Genomic DNA, 20,751 nt, shown 5'->3' with positions numbered 1-20,751 from the left:
TATTCACTGGATTAAAGAATACAGCCATATGTAAAAGCTCAAATAGGGAAAGGATGAAAGCTAGAAGTTTAGACTTCTAGCTTTATTTTGTGAAAATTGAGAGTATACGATTTATGGATAAAACAGCTATAATAAAGGATGTGAGTTCAAAGAGGGAGCGTAATAAAATGGGGAGAAGGTATACATTTTGGATTATGATTGGAATTGTTGCAATATCTGGACTTTCACAAGGTATGTTGTTGCCAGCAATTGCAATGATTTTTGAAAAGGAAGGGATTAGCTCAAGCTTTAATGGCATTCATGCTTCGGCATTATATATTGGTATTCTTGTTATTTCACCTTGGCTTGAGAAACCGATGCAAAAATTTGGGATGAAGCCGATTATAGTAATTGGAGGCTTTATTGTTGTTGGAGCACTATTTTTATTTACACAAACATTTTCTTTTTGGGTGTGGTTTGTTCTTCGTTTTTTAGTTGGAGTTGGAGATCATATGCTTCATGTTGGGACGCAAACATGGATTACAACGACTGCAAGCCCGCATAAAGTAGGAAAACAAGTTTCCATTTACGGAGCATTTTTCGGTATCGGTTTTGCAATCGGTCCGTACCTAGCAAGTACAGTACAATATGGTATTGCAACCCCATTTATTGTATCAACAGTTCTTTGTTTAATAGGCTGGTTATTACTGATTCCGACGCAAAATACATTTCCGGATCAAGGAGAAGTGAATCGAGAAAGTGAATCTTCTTTGCAGCGCTATAAACAAGTGTTGGTGATTGGTTGGATTGCACTGCTTGCGCCATTAGCTTATGGAGCATTGGAAGCGATGCTTAATAGTAATTTGCCTGTATATGTAATGCGGAAAGGTTGGTCAGTTGAACAAATTTCACTTTTATTGCCAGCGTTTTCTATTGGTGGAATTATTACGCAAATTCCACTTGGTATGCTTAGCGATCGGTATGGAAGGGAGCGCATTCTAACATGGTCGTTTAGCATTAGTACATTAATTTTTCTGTTAGCAGCCGTATTTGATGAATATTATGGATTTGTATTTGCGTTTATGTTAATTGGGGGTATGGTCATTGGATCATGTTTTTCACTTGGGCTCGGTTATATGACAGATTTATTACCAAAGCACTTACTACCAGCAGGAAACATTTTGTGCGGAATTGCCTTTAGTATCGGAAGTATTTCGGGTCCTGTATTAGGTGGATTATTTATAGAGAAAATACAGTATACAAGCTTCTTTCTTGCTGTTATGATCGTCATGGCAGTTATATCGATTATTTATATGACGTATATGAGAATTCAATCAGTCGTGAGGAAAGTAGAAAGTAGGTAAAATAATGACAAAACAATTAAAAAAGAAAAAATTTGAAGTATTACCAGATGAAACAATTGCGCAGTGTCTAGAAAGAATGGAAAAAGAAGGATATACACCTTCTCGTCGAATGGAAGAGCCTATCTTTCATGAGGTAAAAAGAGAGGGGAAAACTGTTGTAGAGCCGTGTGGACGAAAAATAATATTTGAGGGAAAGGTAAAATAAAGAGATCTTGCGAAGGAGTTTCTATTTCTGTTTTAATGTTTAGAAATGTTTTTAGAAAAAATGTGCAAATTTAAGAATATACCACATATAATATAGCGAAAGGCCTTTCACCATTTTTCACCGAGGGGGCAATCATAATGAAATTTTTGTCTTACCTTACAGCAATTCTGGTGATTATTGGCGGTTTGAATTGGTTATTTGTGGCGTTAGATTTTAATCTAGTAGAAAAACTTTTTGGTTCTATGCCAGCACTTGTTGACACCGTTTATTGGCTTATTGGTCTTTCTGCACTGTATCAAATCTACGACCGCTTTTTTGCAAGTAATTAGCAATTATACAATTATTATTTAAAGTGTTAAGCAGACGTGCTTAACACTTTTTTGTATTTTGATTTACTTGCCTCAATATTTAGAAGGTAGGGCTAGCACAGCAGTATGTCAAAGGTTTAGAGATTCATTACAATTATCTTGAAATTTTTATTCAAAAATAACTTTTCTGATATTTAAAAATTTTTTGTGAAACAATGTACTTGTTGGTGAGATTCTGTAGTGTTAATTATAAATTAATGAAGGTTCTAGTGCAAAAATTTGAAGATAAGTAAAGGAGAGTAGATCTAATAATTGGACGAGTTCCCTAACAATGAGAGATGAAGAAACAAAACCAATGGAAGTTTTACTTTTTGACAAATTACTTGTGAGAACGGTTCCAATACGTCTTAGAATAAAATAAGAAAAACGGTTTGACCAAGTAATTTATATAAGTTATAATTCAGAAAGTTTAAAAACTTATAAAAATATAGGAAAGAGGAGAATGAGATGCATCGAGTATACAATTTTTCAGCTGGACCATCTATACTTCCAATACCCGTTTTAGAGCAAGTACAAAAAGAATTATTAAACTATCATGAAACAGGTATGTCTATAATGGAAATGAGTCATAGATTTACAGCATTTCAGGACATTATAGATGAAACGAAAAATCTGCTTTGTGAATTAATGAATATCCCTGAAAATTATGAAGTGCTTTTTATACAGGGAGGCGCATCTTTACAATTCTCCATGATTCCACTAAATTTAATGCAACAAAATAAGCATGCAGCATATGTACATACAGGTTCTTGGTCAAAAAAGGCGATTCAAGAAGCGGAAAAAATCGGAACTGTTTCGGTTATTGCATCTTCAGAAAATGACCGATTTACATCCATTCCAGAGATAAGTAGCACACTTTTCTCTCGAGAAATAGATTATGTGCATATTACAACAAATAATACAATTGAAGGTACACGTTATGTCAATATTCCCGAAACAGGAGAAATCCCACTCGTTGCCGATATGTCTTCAAATATTTTATCCGAAGAGTATGATATAACAAAATTTGGCCTTATTTATGCCGGGGCACAGAAAAACCTAGGACCTGCGGGGTTAACGGTTGTTATCGTTCGTAAAGATTTAATTGGTTTTGCGAATTCGTCTTGTCCAACCATGTTAAACTATGAAACTTACAGTAAACATAATTCACTTTATAATACTCCACCATCTTTTAGTATTTATGTAACAAAATTAGTTTTACAATGGCTGAAAGCGCAAGGCGGCGTGGAGGAAATAGAGAAAAGAAATTATGAAAAAGCAGCAATTTTATACAATTTTTTAGATGAATCAAGTTTATTCACTTCACCAGTAAATACTGCGTATCGATCTTTAATGAATATTCCATTTACAACATCTTCAAATGAAAAGAATGCATTGTTTATCCAAGAAGCAAAAAAACATGGCTTTGAAACATTAAAAGGGCATCGTTCCGTTGGCGGCATGCGTGCTAGTATTTATAACGCAATGCCAATAGAGGGCGTACAAGCGCTTGTGGATTTTATGCATATATTTGAAAAGAAACACAAATAAGGGGATGAAGAAATGTTTCATATTAAAACGTTAAATCAAATTGCTGAAAGAGGAATTTCTACTTTTTCAACAGATACATATAGAGTAGGAGAAACAATTGAGCAGCCTGATGGTATTTTGCTGCGAAGCTATTCATTGCATCATGAAGAATTTTCAGAGCAGTTAAAGGCCATTGCCAGAGCGGGAGCAGGTGTAAATAACATACCAGTTGAGCGCTGTACAGAGAAAGGCATTGTTGTTTTTAATACACCAGGGGCTAACGCGAATGCGGTAAAAGAACTTGTACTTGCGAGTTTAATTATGTCATCTCGTAATATTGTAGATGGGGTTGTATGGACAAAAGACTTGCAAGGGGAAGAGGTACCGCAGCTTGTCGAGAAAGGAAAAAAACAATATGTTGGTTCAGAAATTGCAGGAAAGCGACTTGGCATTATTGGACTAGGAGCAATTGGAGCTCTTGTTGCAAATGATGCCCTTTCTTTAGGGATGGATGTTGTTGGTTATGATCCATATGTTTCTGTTGAAACAGCTTGGCGGTTATCCAGACAAGTGCAGCGAGCATTCAGTTTAGATGAAATTTTTGCAACATGTGACTATATTACTTTGCACGTTCCATTAGTCGAACAAACGCGAGGCATAATTAATGAATCTGCACTTCAAGTAATGAAAAAGGGAGTTCGTATTTTAAACTTTTCTCGTGGAGAGCTTGTTGATGAAACGGCATTAGAGCAAGCACTTGAGGCGGGCATTGTGAAGCATTATATAACAGATTTTCCTAATGAACGTGTGCTACAAATGAAAAATGTTATTGCAACGCCACATCTCGGAGCATCTACTTATGAGTCAGAAGAAAATTGTGCGGTTATGGCATCTCGGCAGCTGCGCGACTTTTTAGAAACTGGAAATATTCGTAATTCGGTTAATTATCCCAATGTAGAACTGCCTTACATTGGAAAGAAACGGATTACAGTTGCGCATCAAAATATTCCGAACATGGTGGGTCAAATTACAGCGTGTTTGGCAGATCATCATATTAATATTGCTGATATGATCAACCGTAGTAAAGGCTCTTTTGCATATACAATGATTGATATTGATAATGGGATAGATGAGTTTGTTAAAGAAGATGTTGTTGCAACAATTAGAAACATTACAGGTGTCGTAGCAGTTCGGATGATTGTATAAAGTGTAGCTTCTAGCAGTGGGGGAGTTCCTCATCCCCCACTGCTGGAAAGCCTAACTAATCGGGCTTTTACGGGCAGTTATCTTCCACCTATCTTCCTCGTTTCTCTTGAGTTATGAGGTGGGGGTCTTACTGACCGCCAATAGCGGGATAAAGGAGAGATTTCATTGGCAACAATTAAACCATTTCGGGCAATTCGCCCTGTACAAGAGCATGTAAATGAAGTGGCTGCTCTTCCATATGATGTACTCAATAGTAATGAAGCACGAGAAATTGCAACAAATAACCCTTATTCGTTTTTACATATTGATAAGGCTGAAATTGATTTAAATCCATCTATTTCACCTTATGATAACGCTGTGTATGAGAAAGCAAAGAGCAATTTGCAACATATGATTGAAACAGGTGTGTTTATACAAGAAGAGAAATCATGTTTTTATATTTACGAGCTTACAATGAGCGGTCGTTCTCAAACTGGACTCGTTGTTTGTACATCAATTGATGAATATATGAACAACACCATTAAGAAACATGAGAAGACAAGACCTGAAAAAGAAAAAGATCGTATTCGTCATGTTGACGTTTGTAATGCTCATACAGGCCCCATCTTTGTAACATATCGCGGGAAAAGTGAAATTGCAAATGTCATTGCGAATTGGAAAGCAACGCATAACCCAGTTTATGAATTTACGGCAGATGATGCAATTAGGCATAAAGCGTGGATCATTCATGAAGAAAGAGTCATTGCTACATTAATAGAACAGTTTGAGGAAATCCCTTCTTTATATATTGCTGATGGTCATCATCGCTCAGCATCTGCTGTAAAAGTTGGAATGATGCGCCGTGAGGCATGCTCTAATTATACAGGTAAAGAAGAATTTAATTACTTTTTATCTGTATTATTCCCGAAAGATGAATTATCGATTTGGGATTATAATCGCATTGTAAAGGATTTAAACGGGTTATCAGAAGAACAATTTTTACAAGAAATTTCTCAAACTTTTTATGTAGAAAAAGCAAATTTAGTACCATATAAACCAGCAGAGCGTCATACATTTGGGATGTATTTGAATAAAGTATGGTATAAGCTGACTGCAAAAGCAAATATGTATGATGCAGAGAATGTTGTAAAAAGATTAGATGTATCCATTTTACAAGAACAGTTGTTACATGCGATTTTACATATTGATGATCCTCGTACAAATGACAGAATTGATTTTGTAGGGGGAATACGCGGGCTGAAAGAGCTAGAAAGAATGGTTGATGAGGAAGGATGGGCTGTTGCTTTCTCCATGTATCCAACAACAATGGAAGATTTACTGGATATTGCGGATGCAGGAGAAATTATGCCGCCAAAATCAACGTGGTTTGAACCGAAGCTTCGCAGCGGTTTATTTATTCATTCGTTAGAGTAGAAGAGGGAGCAGATTGCTTTCTCTTTTTTTCTTGCATATTTTGTATCAATCTTATAATGTAAAGTCGTACTAACTGAAGGAAAGGACTCGAGATACATGATACATATTTTATTAGCTGATGATGATTTACATATAAGAGAACTTCTACGTTATCACCTTCAAAAAGAAGGTTATACAGTGTGGGAAGCTGAAGATGGAAAAGTAGCACAGTCTATATTAGAGAAAGAAACAATTCATTTGGCAATTGTAGACATTATGATGCCGCATATGGATGGTTATACACTTTGTGAAGAAATTAGAAAATATTATGATATACCAGTTATAATGTTAACGGCAAAAGATCAGTTAATAGATAAGGAAAAGGGCTTTTCTGTTGGAACGGATGATTATATTGTAAAACCGTTTGAACCAGCGGAAGTATTATTTCGAATGAAAGCATTGTTACGTCGTTATCAAATGTTAAATGCAGATATTATTCAATTACATGGAACGACAATCGATCGAAAAAGCTACGAAGTACGTTGTCAAGAACAAACCATTTTATTACCGCTAAAAGAATTTGAGTTACTATCACAGCTTGCAAGTTATCCAGGACGAATTTTTTCCCGAGAAGAATTGATTGAACTTGTATGGGGAGTTGATTTTGCGGGAGATGAACGCACTGTAGATGTACATATTAAGCGATTGCGAGATCGTTTTTCTAAGCGAACAGATGATTTTCAAATTAAGACGGTGCGTGGTCTTGGATATAAAATGGAGTTGAAATAAAATGCGATCATTGTATTCACGATTTGTTATGATTTCTATCGTTATTATGTTAGCCAGTAGTATGATTGGTTTTTTATTATCGAATGTGTATTATCATATTTATTTGAAACCATATAACAGTGAAAAGATTTTAAAATATGCTCAAGAAGTTAAACATTTATATGAAAAGTCCGATGAAAAAAGTCGAGAGGAGTATTTACAATCTATTTCTAAGCTTGGTTTTGAAATTTATGTTGTAGATGATCAAAAACAAGGGAAGCGATATGGGAATGCATTTCGAAAAATTAATGTGAGTGAAAAAACAATAGAGAGTGTATTAAAAGGACACACATACAATGGTATTTCAACGTACCCTGCACGGTTATTTATAACAGGGTTTTTTGATAATGAGCTTTTAAATAGTATTGGAATTCCAATTCAACATGATGGGGAAAACTATGCGCTCTTTATTCGTCCTGATATTCAACAGCAATTTGGAGAAATGCGCATTTTCTTTGCTGTATTAATATGCTTAACTGTTGGATTAAGTATTATTTGTATTGCAATTGCAGCTCGGTTTATTGTACGTCCTATTCAACTTTTTACAGGTGCAACTAAGAAAATTGCAAATGGAGAGTATGAAATAGCCCTGCCGGAATATCGAAAAGATGAAATTGGAACACTGGCTGTCAGCTTTCGTAAAATGGCAAAAAGCTTAAAGGATTTAGAGCGAATGCGGCAAGAATTTGTTTCAAACGTTTCGCATGAATTTCAATCACCTCTTGCGTCAATTCAAGGGTTTTCGAAGACGTTACAAACAAATGATATGAGTGAATTAGAACGTAAGCGTTATTTGAAAATTATTGAATCTGAAAGTAGACGTATGTCTAGTTTGTGTAAACAATTATTAACGCTTGCGTCCCTAGATAAAGAGGAACAAGTTTTAGATAAGAAAATGTTTGATGCCGGAAAGCAAATAAGAGATGTTATTTTTATGTTAGAGTGGCAATGGCGTGAAAAAGATGTCGCGATTGAATTGGATGTTCCAAGTATACAAGTGTATGGAGATGAAAATTTGCTCCATCAAGTGTGGACAAATTTATTGACGAATAGCATTAAATTCACAGAAAGTGGCGGGACCATTTCATTTTACGGAGAAGAGAAAGAAACGGAATTGCATTTTACTATCTCTGACACAGGGCTAGGTATGAGTGAAGAGGAGATAGAAAAGATTTTTGAGCGGTTCTACAAAGCTGACGAAGCGCGAAATAGAACAATTGAAGGAAGTGGGTTAGGCCTTTCGATTGTGAAAAAAATTGTTGATCTTCATGAAGGCACTATTACTGTGCATAGTATAAAAAGAGAAGGTACCACATTTACAATTCAGCTTCCAAAAGCGTAAAAGATTCTCTGAATTATGTTATGGCATTGCTTTGGAGATACAAAATAATAACTGTACCATTTAGCGGTTCATTATACACTTAGTAAATAATAAAAAAGGAGCAAGTTATACTGCCTCCAAAAGTTAGACTTTTTTCGGAGTGGAGATTTCCACTCCGATTTTCATTATTTGACGTCGTTAAGAATAGTGTTGAATATTTCTTTTTGCGTCATATCATCTGTGAAGATTCTTTCTCTTTTAACCTTAATTATATCATGTGGAGTATACCATTGACGCAATAAATCTTCTCCAAATTCATTTCTTTTATCCCTAGAATTATGTCGTCTAATTGTTTCTTCGAGTGATAAATCGAAATAATATGCATATGCGTTACCATCAAAATAATCCGCTAATTCTCTCAACATATCACCATACTTTCGATTGCTTAGTATTCCTTCTAAAATGACAAATCCACATTTTCCATTTCCATATTCAGTGATTTGACGAATTAAATCATGAGATAGATTGCCTATTGTGTCATGAACTTTCAACATTTCTCTGCGAACCACATCTTGAGAAACCAAAAGTGTCCCTTGACCGAAATATTCTTGTAGTTTCTTCGCAATTGTTGTCTTACCGCTTGCGGAGTTTCCTCGAAGAATAATTAATGTCGATTTCAAATTTTCATCTCCTATATAGCTTTCATCAGACGATATTCAACAGGACTACACCCATTCAATTTTGGTTTGATTCGTTCATGATTATAGTAGTGAATATACTCGTCTACAGCTTGTTTTAGTTCTTTAAAACTTCGATAAGTCATTTGTTTTCGTATGTATTCTTATTTAATGACAATAGTGAAAATTCTGGATTTTAATTAGAAATATTGGAATAAAAGTATTATGTAATATTAGTTCTAGATACAGAGGATATGAAAAATCATGATATTATATTTTTTTATAAACGAATTCACGATATAAATCAAATCCATTTTTTGCGTAAAATTGTTTAGCAGTAGTATTAGCCAGCCAATAATCAAGTTCTATCATGTTTATGTTTTCGTTTTTTGCAATTTTGTAAATGTAATCTAGTAATTGTGTGCCATAGCCTTTATTTCTATATGTTTCTAGGACACTAATTTGATGTATGTATATAGATGTATATGTTTTTTTGAAAGCATTGCCTGGATAACTTTTAAGCTCTAACCATGCATATCCGACAGATTGATTAGACTCTTCTAACAGTAAAAAAATAAAACTAGGACTATCAATCATATTTTGAAAAAAAACTTTTACAGCATCGTAGCGATAAGGGTGAAAATGTTCAGGATATAATGATGCATGTAAGTTTTGTACAGGTTCATTTAGCTTTGCAATTATTTCATAATTATTTGTTTCACGAATTCTCATAATATCACCTTTTTTATTAAGATAGATTTTGAGGATTTCTAGTAGTTTTTTTATTATATCTTATTTAAAGGTATGAGATAAAGCTGCTAATGAAACAGCGATAGGGATAAGCTATGATTTGTGGTATAGTGAGAAAGTATGTTTTTAAGGTAGAGGAAGGAGACATAGACATGATTACACCTGCGCAAACTCCTTCATTAACAGAGACGATGAAAGAGTGGCATCAAGCGTTAGTATATGAAATTAAACATTGGAAAACGGTTGGTGGAAGTAAACTATCAATTATAAATGGACGTTTTCTATATACAGACTATGAAAGTAGTGTATATATATTCCAGCTTATTTCTGAAGTAAGTTTACCGGATGGAACACCAATTCGGATTGAATTTGACGGTGACGAAGCAACAGGGGAAGTGCTATCTGTTCAAGGGCTAGAGATTGAAGTGAAACTTAATTGTTACATGCAGCAGCATATTAATGAAGCAGCGTTATATAGTGAACCGTGGCAACTGTTAGAGCAATTGCAAGAGCGTTTAAAAGAAGTGAGAAAAGATAAACAAAGACGCCAGCGCGTGAAACGGTTATTACAAGGTGATAGTACACCAAAACATATTATGAAAATGAAAAAAGCGAAAAATGAACTTGCATACCGTGCTTTTTATAATGCAACAACGTACATTTGGGGACCGCCAGGAACAGGAAAATCATACAATTTATCACGAATTATTGCAGCTCATTATCAAAGTGGAAAATCTGTTCTTGTATTAGCTCATAGTAATGCAGCAGTTGATGTATTAATGAGCGAAGTAACAAAGCAAATTGAGAAAAAAGAAAAATGGGTACCAGGAGACGTTATTCGCTATGGTTTTAGTCAAAATGAACAAATTCGCGATCATGAAACGTTACTTACCACGCGATTAGTTGAATCGACAAATGCAGAATGGGAAGAAGAACGGCTGTATTTAGAAGAATTAAGACAAGAATTAAGACAAAAAATCCTTTCTTACAAAGCAACTTCTTCTGAAAAGAAAAGAATGCAGGAAATAGAAGGAGAACTTCGAAAGCAAAAAGCAAAAGTGAAAGAAGTTGAAAAAGAGTATATTGAAAATGCAAAAGTCATTGGGGCAACATTATCAAAATGTGCAATCGATTCGCTTGTTTACGAAAGAACGTTTGACCTTGTAGTCGTAGATGAAGTGAGTATGGCATATGTTCCGCAAATAGCATTGGCAGCCTCGTTAGGAAAGCGAATTGTCGTTTGCGGCGACTTTCTACAATTACCACCGATTGCTTTATCAAATCATGAACTTGTGAACAAATGGTTAAAAGAAGATGTGTTTTATCATGCAGGTATAGTAGAATCTGTAAACGATCATAAAAAGCATCCGAATTTATACATGTTGCAAGAGCAGCGTCGTATGCATCCGCATATTTCAAGTTTTACAAATGAATTTATTTATAAAAATGAAGTGTTCGACCATTCATCAGTCACATCCCGTAACGATATTGCAAACTTACAGCCTTTCATGAGGGAGGCAGCAGTCTTACTAGATACAAGTAATATCGGAGCTTATTCATTAAAAGATGTTGTCTCTAGCTCACGTTATAATATTTTTTCAGGTCTAATAGCGATGCAACTTATGTTAATTGGCTTGATGGATGGAATACCGTCAATTGGTATCGTTACACCATATCGTGCTCAGGCCCGTTTTTTATCAACATGTATCCGTGAATTTCTTCAAAAAACAAAGTTCAAAAATACACCAGTGCTAGCAGCGACCGTTCATAAATTTCAAGGATCTGAACGTGATATGATTTTATTCGATACAGTTGATAGTTATCCGCAAGAACGCCCAGGTGTGCTGTTTTTTGATCAAAAAAACCATCGACTTGTTAATGTTGCAGTAACAAGAGCAAGAGGGAAGTTTATTCAGTTATCAGATTGTCAATATATGAAGCAAAACCTTTCGCGAAAACAAGCCTTATCTCATTTAACACAGCACCTACAAAGGCAAGGAAATGTATATGATCGTACAACATCAAGAACGTTTCTAGAGCGGAAAATTACAAAGAGATTGCGATGGTTTGTACAAACAAGCGCTGAAGAAACGAAAGTATTATTAAAAGATATTATTTCAGCAAAAAAGAAAATTATTGTGTCCATCCCGAATTCAAGCCGTATGGATAAGAGGATTTGGCAAGCGTTAGTACGTGCAGAAGCACCTGTTATTATATATACAGAAGGTGCAATTCCAATAAAAAACGTACAAGCACGTCGCCAAAATAAAGTGATGCCATTTGTTATCATTGATGATGAAATAATGTGGGTAGGTGCTCCATTAACAGCTCATATGATATTTGATGGCAGTCCGGAGTTTCCATATATTGTAGCGAGACTACAAGCTCCGCAAACAATTGGAGTATTAAAAGGATTTTTAGATATAAAAATATAGAATTTTCTTTTTTATATGTAAAAACATAACGAAGGCTAAGAACCCTTTATTTATAAGGTTTTTTAGCCTTTTTATTTTTCTTTTTTTAAGTTAAGGAAAAGTTAAGAAACATGTCCGATAATTCTACTTGTAACATCATTACGTATTTTAGGAGGAATTTCAAATGAAACTAAGATCAAGTTTGATTGCACCTATTTTAGCAGCAACTATATTGACTCCAGCAGCAGGAAGTGCAGTAGTGAATCATTCCAATACATCTAACAAATCAGTTACACATGAAACAGCAGAGCATCACCATAAAGGTAACCATGAGAAGGAGCTTACGAATATCATGAATCAATACGCTTCTTCTGATTTGAAAACGAAACTTACACAAGATTTAGCAACACATAAAAATTTAGAGCAACAATTGCACAAAACAGCTGGTTTCCAAAAACAAGAGGCACAAGAGAAAACACAACGAAAAGCTTTTTACGAAGCTCATAAACAAGAAATTGATTCTATTAAACAACAAGTAAAAGATGGGAAATTAACAAAAGAACAAGCGCATAAGCAATTAGAAGCAATCTTTGGAAAACACGAAGATAAAGATCATGATAAAGATAAAGGTAAAGAACAAGGCGAACGTGGTATTCAAAAAGAATTGAAAGCGGCTGTTCAAAAGAAAGACAAAACAGCTATTAATGCTGCATTAGACAAATTTGATCAACAATTACAAAAATCTAATCAGAAATTACAGCAAGAAATTAACACTAATAAATAAGATGAATTTGAACAGAAAGGCAGCTGATCTCAGCTGTCTTTTTTGTACTTCTGATGAGTGAGGTCATGTAAACTTCAATGATATATGGTATACAAGGGGAAGGTGGAGGAAATTATGAATTGAGAACAGCTATTCCAATACTAAAAAGTGCTCTTATGAATCTACGTTTTTCTTTTTCTTTGACTTGAATGTTTCAATCTCTTCATTTATCTCGCTATTCGCAGGCGCTAAGGCCCCCATTTCAAGATTTAGAGAGAAGCGATAGGTGGGGGGCAACTGCCCGTAAAGGCCTGATTGATGAGAGCTTTCCATAAGTGGGGGATGAAAAAACCCCCACTTATGGAAGTTTCACCTTATTATGTTTTGAATGTATACTTTCGTCAGCGATTTTGGAGAAAACGGATGAATCGATATAAACTTATTAAAATCAAAGGAATGAAAGTAAACTAATATTTAAAAGTTTACATTTGAAAAGAAAAAGAGTCCTAATTTAATAGGACTCTTTTTCTTTTATAAGTATTAAGAAATAAATAATTGTTTTAGTCAAATCACTTAGTTCTATCGATTCAAACAACCCGCTTTTTTATATTAAGTTACGTTAAGGTGGATTTTTCTGGTAGAATATGGATGGCGCAATTGATACATAGTGAAAGGTTGGGGCGTTTTAATGATAAATAATATAAAAGATGCTTTTAGTTTTTTAATTGATATTTTTAAAGGAGAGTTACCTGTACACGATTTATATTTGATTGCTCTAATTATGATTATTATGCCTATTGGAGAATCTATAAGGGAAGCAAGACAAAAGGTTTATACAAAACCAATTTTTTTATTTTGTAAATGGGTTCCTATTTCATTTTTAGCTGTTTCAATTTATTTAACTGGATTTTATTATATTGCTAATTTGATTACTGAAATCGTTTCTTCTCCAAACGTGTTTCAAGATAAACAAAGTTTGTGTTCAATTGCTATTATGTCTTTAACTATGGCTAGTACTTCTGCTTTAATTATTTCTGTTGGTAAATTGGATAAGTTTTTTATAAATAATAAAATTATTTTTACTTTTATTGTTAACTCTTTATTAATAATGATCGGGATTTATTTTATAAATTTAATTTGGTATGAAACTATTAAAGCACCTTTATGGAGTTATGGATTAATAGGTGTAATTAATACTGTTTTTATTTGTTTTTTGTTGAGGGAACAGAATAAAGAAAGTAGAGAATTGATACAGGAGCAACAAAAAGTTAATTAGGGGTAGCACCCCATGCCCATCAACTTAAGAGATTTTAATACCTCCAAAACGGAAATTTTGTATGTTTTTCTCTTTTTTATTGTTTTGAGGTAACTAGCTCTTTTAGCTTGATAGGCATGGCGTGCTACCCCAAAAAGGGGAAGATGGGACGCTGTATGCGATGAAAGTAGCACGTACAGTGTTAAGTGGGGGAAAAGATGGAGATAACTTCAAAGTCTTACCTATCGCAACTATTCTACTTTTCCACTTGGAAAACATTTACAATGTCATCTGTATTTACTGCACAAGGAAGGTACAATTCATCAACACATTCAAAAAACATAATAAATTTATCTTTATTCAAATGATCAAGTATTGTACTGAAATTTTCTTGACTAAACAATATTACTTGATCATCAATACTTTTAAGTGAAACATATAAATTATTGTACTTACTCAACTATTCCATCTCGCTTTCTTATCAAACAACTATTAATTAGGACCTGAGGTACGCTACAGGTCCTAACAGAGAAATATGGAAACCCTAAGAAATATCTTTATATTACCAGAAAACAAGATATTATATGTTAATTATTATAAAAATTAGAATTTATTAACAAATACTTCATTTAGTCACAGGGGAGAAATTGAATATGGGATGGATAGCATTATGGGTCGTTGTATCTAATCCGTTCCTAGTACTTGGTATTTTAATAGGCTGGATTATTTGAGGCTGAAACTAAACAAAAATTTCATTTTTTATGAAAAAGTCAAAACTCCCTAACTTCGACTAGCTAGGGAGATGGTATAACAGCCATATGAAGGTTTATTTGTAAGATATCAAATTTTCGAAAAAAATGTATCTATGTAAATATTGGTAAAACAAAAAGCAGCTAGCAAAAGTTAACTGCTCATCCCAAAGGAGAAACAGGCTGTGGTCTAGCCTGTTTGTAATATGTGTAGATAGTGGAATATTATGCGAAGGGATGAAGAATAAAAAGATTTGAACTAAAGATAATTGATAACAAGCTAGTTATTTTGTACCAGAACCTGAGAAATTAAGTTGAACTGATATATTTCTATATTGTAAGGATGTTAATTTGGTAAAATATCTTATGATATGAATTAAAATTTCCGGAGGATACAGGTGAAGAACATAAAATTGGATAAGGATTGGATTTTATTAATTGAGGAATTACAGAAGGCTGGTATTTCGAAAGAAGAATTTAAAGCGTTTTTGGAGTTAAAAAAAACTGAAAAAGAAAACAAATAATAAGTATTTTCTACATCCGTTTAAGTATTTTCATGAAATTGCTTATAATAGAAAAATAGTTTTTTTTTCCTGTTTTTCTATTGTGCATAAGTTTAGGTTCTTTATATAATATCAATAAGTAGCTACATAAAGATAAACAGAAGGTATATGATCGATAAAGGCAAACTTATCGAAAGATAAGGACGCAAAGCTCCAGATCTAAGGTGATAAACATGATATTTTCATTATGATGGCTGGGCTACCGGTGCAAACGGGGGATTAGATGGAAAATCAGGTTGAAAAAAAGTTAAAGATCAGGAGCAAGAACCAGATTTTATTGATTTAGAATGGCAAGAATTAATTCTCGATGCCAAGAGAATGGGCTTGACTGTTAATGAAGTACGTAATTTTTTTTTCAGCGAACAGAACAAGATATGCGGTAATTAACACTTAAAGAGGTTATGTTCGTAAAAGTGGCTTGATTATCTTATTAGGATAGAAAAAAAGCTCTGCCATTTAGTGAAGTGAACCCTGAAAATGGGACACGCATTAAAATACCTAAACTACCTGTTCCTTATATTCCTTAGGGGATAGGTAGTTTAATTTTTCCTGAATTCGCACACAATTGTAGTAATGGATGTATCCTAATACAGTTTTTCGCACAGTTGTGTTGAATACTTTTGTTAGATTTTGTGAGTAGAAATCTTCGCTTTTCAAATGTCCGAAGAAGCTTTCCATCACGGCATTATCATGGCAGTTTCTTTTCTGAGACATGCTTGTGATAATGCCTTTTTCTTGGCTGTGGTGCAAAAACTCTAGAGTTTTTGCACCACAGCCACTTTTATTTGTAAGAACAACTAGGGATCCCGCCCACATTTTAACGAAAATGTACGCTAAACAAACTCAACATAAAAAGAGCCGATTTTGAGTTTAGAAGTCTATTCGTTAAAGAGAGTATATACAAGATATTGCCCTATGTAGCCTGCTCACGCCTTCTTTTATCTCTTCATTTGTTAAATGTCCATAACCCAAAATAATTCGGTTATGATGTTTTCCTTTTTCAATGGCGTGGTCTTCCACAGGATATACTTTCACTCCAAGTTGTTGGATTTCCGCAAGTGATTCTTTTGTGGATTGAAAATGATTGAATTCAACAATCAGATGTAACCCTGTAGAATAACCGAAAATATTGATCTTATTCGAGAATGCTGATTTTAATTGATGGATAAGGAAGTCTCTTCGGTTTTTATAGATTTTCTTCATCTTTATAATATGCCGTTCCAAATAACCTTCGGCAATAAATTTAGCAAGGACAAGCTGATCTAAAGAAGGGGTATGTAGATCCGAAAACCATTTTAACCTGCGACATTTTTCAATAAGGTGTGAGGGAAGAACTAAATATCCCATTCTAAGGGCCGGTGATAAGATTTTACTAAATGAACCTATGTATAACACACGCTCCGGATCCAATCCCTGTAATGAACTTACAGGTGAGCCTTCATATCGAAACTCACTATCATAATCATCCTCAACAAGATAACAATTTATTTTTCTCGAGTAGTTAATCAATTGAACCCGTCGTTGAATCGGTAACGTTCCACCTAAAGGAAACTGATGAGAAGGAGTAATAAAGATGAACTTTGGATTTTTATTTAAAGGCAGCAAAGATGTATCCATCCCATTATCATCAACTGGTATAGGATAAAGGAGGGCTCCTGAAGTTTTAAAAATCGTTTGAATGTCATTGGTGATAGGATCTTCCACTAGCACTTCGTCACCCGTTGACAAAAGTAACTTAGAAACAAGTGTTAAAGCTTGGGTTGCACCGGAAGTAATCACCAATTGTTCTGGATGACAAAAAACCCCTCTTGTTTTCAGTAAATAGCGTGATAAAACCTCTCTTAATTCCGGACGCCCTTCGGGAATATCGTATCCAAACGTAGAAGGAGATGTTTCATTCCATATAGTGTGAGACAACTTCGCCCATGCCTTACGTGGAAATAAGTCCAATGCTGGTATCCCTGAACGAAAATTAATGATGTTACTGTCTTGATTTGTTTTTTCGCACCAAGATAAAGAATCAAATAGAGGTGATTTTTTATGTTGTTCTAAATACGTTCCTTCGGCAATAAATGTCCCTGAACCCTGTCGAGCAACCAAAAAACCTTCGGAAAATAATTGATCATAAGCTTCTAAAATTACATTCCTAGACACGTTTAACTCAGAAGATAGTTCCCGTGTTGATGGTAGTTTTTCTCCGGATTGTAGCTCTCCATTTAATATTCGTTCCCGTATTTGGTGATAAACCTGTCGAATTAAAGGTATATCTAACGACCGATCAATAGATATCCAAAGCATATAAATGTTCCCTTCATCAAAAATGGTACCATAAAAGTTTGTATGAAATGGTACTAATACAAACCATTGTAGCATGCTATAGTTGGATCAAACAGTTCTAAAGGAGATGAAATGTGATGACTACACCAGAATTTCGAGTAGCTCAGGCACTTAAATCGATTGCACGAAATGAACATATAAAATCCTATGTACAACAATCCACTGAACTCTATGCGTTATTATTACAAGCTGCGAAACGGTTTGTCACCGGAGAAACGAGACATGAGGGGATTGCAACAGCAAAAGAACTGCTCACAAAAGGTTATCTTACTTCACTAGAATTTATAGGGGAAAATACAAAAGATTTAGAGGAATGTTGTAAAGCAAAAAATGAGTTTTTGAATCTTATTGAGGACATGGGTGCTCTGTCTATGAAACAAACGGTATCACTCGATTTATCGCATATCGGGTTGTCTATAAATCCGGAAACAGCTTATATCCATTTAATGGAGTTAGCAGAGAGGGCAAAAACGTATGAAATTATAATCATGATAAGTATGGAAGAATCATCTAAAACAGCTGACATTCTTACCATCTATAAAAAAACAACTGAGCAATACCCTAATGTAGGGATAACGATCCAGGCACATTTATATCGTTCAAATAATGATATTCAAGAACTCATTCATTATCCAGGAAAAATACGAGTTGTAAAAGGTGCCTATCAAGAAGTTTCGGATATTGCTATGCCTAGGTCAACTGATTTAAATCAACGGTATCTTCAACTTGTAGAACAATTAGTTGAAACCAACCATCCTGTGTCCATAGCTACACATGATGAAATTCTTATTAAAGAAATGGAACAACGTCAATATCTTAGTCAACCTAATGTAGAAATAGAAATGCTATATGGAATTCGTCCAGATATGTTAAGTAATTTAAAAAATAAAGGGTATAACTCTAGAGTATATTTGACTTACGGGAAAGAGTGGTACTTGTATTTATGTCATCGGATAGCTGAATATCCGGAAAATTTATATCATACAGTGACGGATATGATACATTCATCTTCAGCAAAGCGGAGTAGGGAATATTGAATAAACATTTAATCCCCAATGTAAAAATTATTTTGGCTATGGTTATTGTGGGGAGTTCAGTCGTAGCAGGTAAGTTAATTGTTCAAAGTTTTCCTGTATTCGTAGCATCCGAACTAAGATTTCTTGTCGCAACCCTTATTCTGATTCCCTTGTTGATAAAATTTGAGGGGATTCCTTCTATTAGTAAAAGAGATTTTTTTATCCTTTTTTTACAGGCATTATTTGGTGTGTTTTTATTTAATATTTTTATGTTATATGGACTGAAATTAACCACAGCCATTGAAGGTGGAATTATTACAAGTATAATTCCAGCTGTCACTGGGGGGATTGCCTTCCTTCTCCTTAAGGAAAAATTGACAAAAAACATCGGTATAGGAATTATGTTAGCCATTTTAGGGACATTAGCAATTAATGTTTTCGGATCATCTTCAAATGTGGCACGTGGGTCCTCTCACGTATTAGGGAATTTGCTCATTTTCGGTGCTGTTATTGGCGAAGCATTATTTATCATATTAGGGAAACTTGTAGCACAACAAGTGAGTTCTCTTGCTATTTCAACGATTGTCAGTGCTTTTGGTGCTGTGTTATTTTTACCGTTTTCTCTCTACGAGGGCAGTCGGTTTCATTTTGAAAAAGTATCCATTTCAGAGTGGGGACTGATATTCTATTTTGGTATCGTTGTAACGGTTATTGCTTTTATTCTTATGTACCAAGGCGTCTCAAAAGTTCCTGCAAGTAAGGCTGGAGTATTAACAGGTGTTTTGCCAATTAGCAGTATTATTCTTTCTATACTCATATTAGGTGAAGAAATCTCTTTGTTCCACTTTGTAGGAATAGGGTTGATATTAATGGCCATTCATTTGATTTCAAAACAACCGTCAGAGAATACACAAACTCAAAGCTTAGGAAAAGAAGTCGAGGAAAAGATAAGGAAAGAGTATTGAGGTGAACATATTAAGTCGCGTTATTCGATCTCAAAAATCTCCGTTTTTGAGATTTTTTTATGGGTACCGTCACATCGCTATCAAGCTAAGAAATACAAATACCTCCAAAACAAGAAAATTGACATCTTCATGTGAAAATGTACAATTTTTTTTGTTTTGGGGTGTTATAAAATTCTTAAGTTGATAGGCATGGGGTAGCGCTAACAAAACGCGAATTTCGTACGTTAAGGAAACTTCCAGTCAAAAATGAATTAGAACAATAAAGCTATCTCACCTTTAATAAAAAAAGTAATAAACCCCTATCACAATAATTGATAGGGGTTTATTAAAGTCATTTATTCAATCTTTGTAATTTTTCAGGGACATTAAATCTTCTCATTTCCTCTTCTGCAAATGGATACTGGGAGTTTTCGTCTGCTAACCAAGAATAAGTCATTTTGTTAACTACGATAAAAGCGGTAAGGATCATATAGACAATTCCAACTATCCAATCCCATCCAGTTACGATTCCATTAGAATGGATATAGTAAATATAATAAATTGCTAAAGGAATATGTCCTAAAACAACAGCACCTAATCCAGGATTATAAAATTGCCCCAGTTTTTTTGGTGTCATAATTCCATGAACCATAAATTGCATCATACCAAACAACATTGGAGCCAACCCTAACCAGATTACATCAGAAAAAAATACTGGTACTAAATACATGATATAAACTATAACCACATTCGTAATCATAGCTGAATTTTGATTTAATGGATAACGATTAGGTGTTGTACTAGGTTGTAATGCTATATTCATAATAGCTGGTTCACCACCAGGGAAACCGTACTCTTCAAATTGATGAAGTAATAGAACGATAAAGTTCATAAACAAGATCCTTTGAAGAACCTCCATATCTCCCCAAACAAAGATTAAATATATACTAGATACAATAGCAACAACTAATCCAACATTGTACCAATGTCTTCTTAAAAAGTTCATAATAATAGCCCTCCCTCTATTCTGTTGTATAATGCGACATGTTGTCGTATTATATTATTAATTATAATTCGTTCTATATTTTCATCAACCAACAGATTGACCAAC

The 20,751-nt window shown here is 34.3% G+C and carries 20 protein-coding genes, 1 pseudogene and 1 riboswitch; of the genes and pseudogenes, 15 read left to right on the top strand and 6 right to left on the bottom strand.

Annotated elements, in window-relative coordinates; translation table 11 throughout:
- Positions 1-167: 167 nt before the first annotated feature.
- The 8 genes from AB1284_RS11635 (at position 168) to AB1284_RS11600 (ending at position 8,193) form a co-directional block, all read left to right on the top strand.
- Positions 168-1,343 (top strand): MFS transporter, encoded by a 1,176-nt coding sequence (locus AB1284_RS11635; protein WP_429749240.1) that lies wholly within the window; start codon positions 168-170, stop codon positions 1,341-1,343.
- A gap of 4 nt (positions 1,344-1,347) precedes the next feature.
- A complete protein-coding gene (locus AB1284_RS11630) occupies positions 1,348-1,548 on the top strand; it encodes an NETI motif-containing protein (RefSeq protein ID WP_336480923.1) in 201 nt (66 codons plus the stop codon).
- Positions 1,549-1,685: 137 nt separating this feature from the next.
- On the top strand, positions 1,686-1,877 hold the full coding sequence (locus tag AB1284_RS11625; protein WP_429749242.1) for a DUF378 domain-containing protein: 192 nt from the start codon (positions 1,686-1,688) through the stop codon (positions 1,875-1,877).
- A gap of 486 nt (positions 1,878-2,363) precedes the next feature.
- Positions 2,364-3,446, top strand: a complete 1,083-nt coding sequence (gene serC, locus AB1284_RS11620; RefSeq protein ID WP_429749244.1) for a 3-phosphoserine/phosphohydroxythreonine transaminase — start codon at positions 2,364-2,366, stop codon at positions 3,444-3,446.
- 12 nt (positions 3,447-3,458) lie between these two features.
- A complete protein-coding gene (locus AB1284_RS11615) occupies positions 3,459-4,631 on the top strand; it encodes a phosphoglycerate dehydrogenase (protein WP_336480920.1) in 1,173 nt (390 codons plus the stop codon).
- 165 nt (positions 4,632-4,796) lie between these two features.
- A complete protein-coding gene (locus AB1284_RS11610; protein WP_429749246.1) occupies positions 4,797-6,044 on the top strand; it encodes a DUF1015 domain-containing protein in 1,248 nt (415 codons plus the stop codon).
- A gap of 96 nt (positions 6,045-6,140) precedes the next feature.
- The gene (locus tag AB1284_RS11605) at positions 6,141-6,812 is read left to right on the top strand and encodes a response regulator transcription factor (RefSeq protein ID WP_429749247.1); all 672 of its coding nucleotides are present in this window, start codon (positions 6,141-6,143) and stop codon (positions 6,810-6,812) included.
- Position 6,813: 1 nt separating this feature from the next.
- Positions 6,814-8,193, top strand: a complete 1,380-nt coding sequence (locus AB1284_RS11600) for a sensor histidine kinase (RefSeq protein ID WP_429749249.1) — start codon at positions 6,814-6,816, stop codon at positions 8,191-8,193.
- Positions 8,194-8,357: 164 nt separating this feature from the next.
- Here the strand turns inward: AB1284_RS11600 and AB1284_RS11595 are convergent, their stop codons facing one another.
- From AB1284_RS11595 to AB1284_RS11585, 3 genes are all read right to left on the bottom strand, one after another.
- On the bottom strand, positions 8,358-8,852 hold the full coding sequence (locus AB1284_RS11595; protein WP_429749251.1) for a kinase: 495 nt from the start codon (positions 8,850-8,852) through the stop codon (positions 8,358-8,360).
- Between the two features lie 11 nt (positions 8,853-8,863).
- Positions 8,864-9,007 (bottom strand): IS3 family transposase, encoded by a 144-nt coding sequence (locus AB1284_RS11590; protein ID WP_429754288.1) that lies wholly within the window; start codon positions 9,005-9,007, stop codon positions 8,864-8,866.
- A gap of 112 nt (positions 9,008-9,119) precedes the next feature.
- Positions 9,120-9,581: a GNAT family N-acetyltransferase gene (locus AB1284_RS11585; RefSeq protein WP_429749253.1), complete on the bottom strand. Its 462-nt coding sequence runs from the start codon at positions 9,579-9,581 to the stop codon at positions 9,120-9,122.
- A 170-nt stretch (positions 9,582-9,751) separates the two neighbouring features.
- Between AB1284_RS11585 and AB1284_RS11580 the strand changes: the two genes are divergently transcribed.
- From AB1284_RS11580 to AB1284_RS11560, 5 genes are all read left to right on the top strand, one after another.
- Positions 9,752-12,034, top strand: coding sequence for an AAA domain-containing protein (locus tag AB1284_RS11580; RefSeq protein ID WP_429749255.1), 2,283 nt, complete (start codon positions 9,752-9,754; stop codon positions 12,032-12,034).
- Between the two features lie 163 nt (positions 12,035-12,197).
- On the top strand, positions 12,198-12,797 hold the full coding sequence (locus tag AB1284_RS11575; protein ID WP_429749257.1) for a hypothetical protein: 600 nt from the start codon (positions 12,198-12,200) through the stop codon (positions 12,795-12,797).
- Between the two features lie 667 nt (positions 12,798-13,464).
- Complete coding sequence (locus AB1284_RS11570; protein WP_429749258.1) at positions 13,465-14,052, top strand: hypothetical protein; 588 nt, start codon at positions 13,465-13,467, stop codon at positions 14,050-14,052.
- A gap of 1,126 nt (positions 14,053-15,178) precedes the next feature.
- Entirely contained in the window at positions 15,179-15,304 is a 126-nt protein-coding gene (locus AB1284_RS11565; RefSeq protein WP_429749260.1) for a hypothetical protein, read from the top strand.
- Between the two features lie 149 nt (positions 15,305-15,453).
- Positions 15,454-15,550, top strand: a riboswitch (cyclic di-GMP riboswitch).
- Positions 15,551-15,619: 69 nt separating this feature from the next.
- On the top strand, positions 15,620-15,730 hold the full coding sequence (locus AB1284_RS11560) for an anti-repressor SinI family protein (RefSeq protein ID WP_429754289.1): 111 nt from the start codon (positions 15,620-15,622) through the stop codon (positions 15,728-15,730).
- A 111-nt stretch (positions 15,731-15,841) separates the two neighbouring features.
- Here the strand turns inward: AB1284_RS11560 and AB1284_RS11555 are convergent.
- Both AB1284_RS11555 and AB1284_RS11550 read right to left on the bottom strand, forming a co-directional pair.
- Positions 15,842-16,078 (bottom strand): annotated as a pseudogene (locus AB1284_RS11555) (IS3 family transposase); the annotation flags it as partial.
- Between the two features lie 150 nt (positions 16,079-16,228).
- Entirely contained in the window at positions 16,229-17,641 is a 1,413-nt protein-coding gene (locus AB1284_RS11550) for a PLP-dependent aminotransferase family protein (RefSeq protein ID WP_429749262.1), read from the bottom strand.
- A gap of 116 nt (positions 17,642-17,757) precedes the next feature.
- Here AB1284_RS11550 and AB1284_RS11545 point away from each other — a divergent pair, with 116 nt between their 5' ends.
- Both AB1284_RS11545 and AB1284_RS11540 read left to right on the top strand, forming a co-directional pair.
- Entirely contained in the window at positions 17,758-18,717 is a 960-nt protein-coding gene (locus tag AB1284_RS11545; protein WP_429749263.1) for a proline dehydrogenase family protein, read from the top strand.
- A complete protein-coding gene (locus tag AB1284_RS11540; protein ID WP_429749264.1) occupies positions 18,714-19,661 on the top strand; it encodes a DMT family transporter in 948 nt (315 codons plus the stop codon). The genes AB1284_RS11545 and AB1284_RS11540 overlap by 4 nt, the downstream gene beginning before the upstream one ends.
- Positions 19,662-19,992: 331 nt before the next feature.
- Here the strand turns inward: AB1284_RS11540 and AB1284_RS11535 are convergent, their stop codons facing one another.
- Complete coding sequence (locus AB1284_RS11535; protein ID WP_429749265.1) at positions 19,993-20,646, bottom strand: HXXEE domain-containing protein; 654 nt, start codon at positions 20,644-20,646, stop codon at positions 19,993-19,995.
- Positions 20,647-20,751: the final 105 nt, after the last annotated feature.

Origin of the sequence: Bacillus sp. S2(2024) (assembly GCF_050474045.1) — a bacterium.
Taxonomy (GTDB): Bacteria; Bacillota; Bacilli; order Bacillales; family Bacillaceae_G; genus Bacillus_A; species Bacillus_A yunxiaonensis.
This window is presented reverse-complemented; position numbering and strand designations above follow the sequence as displayed.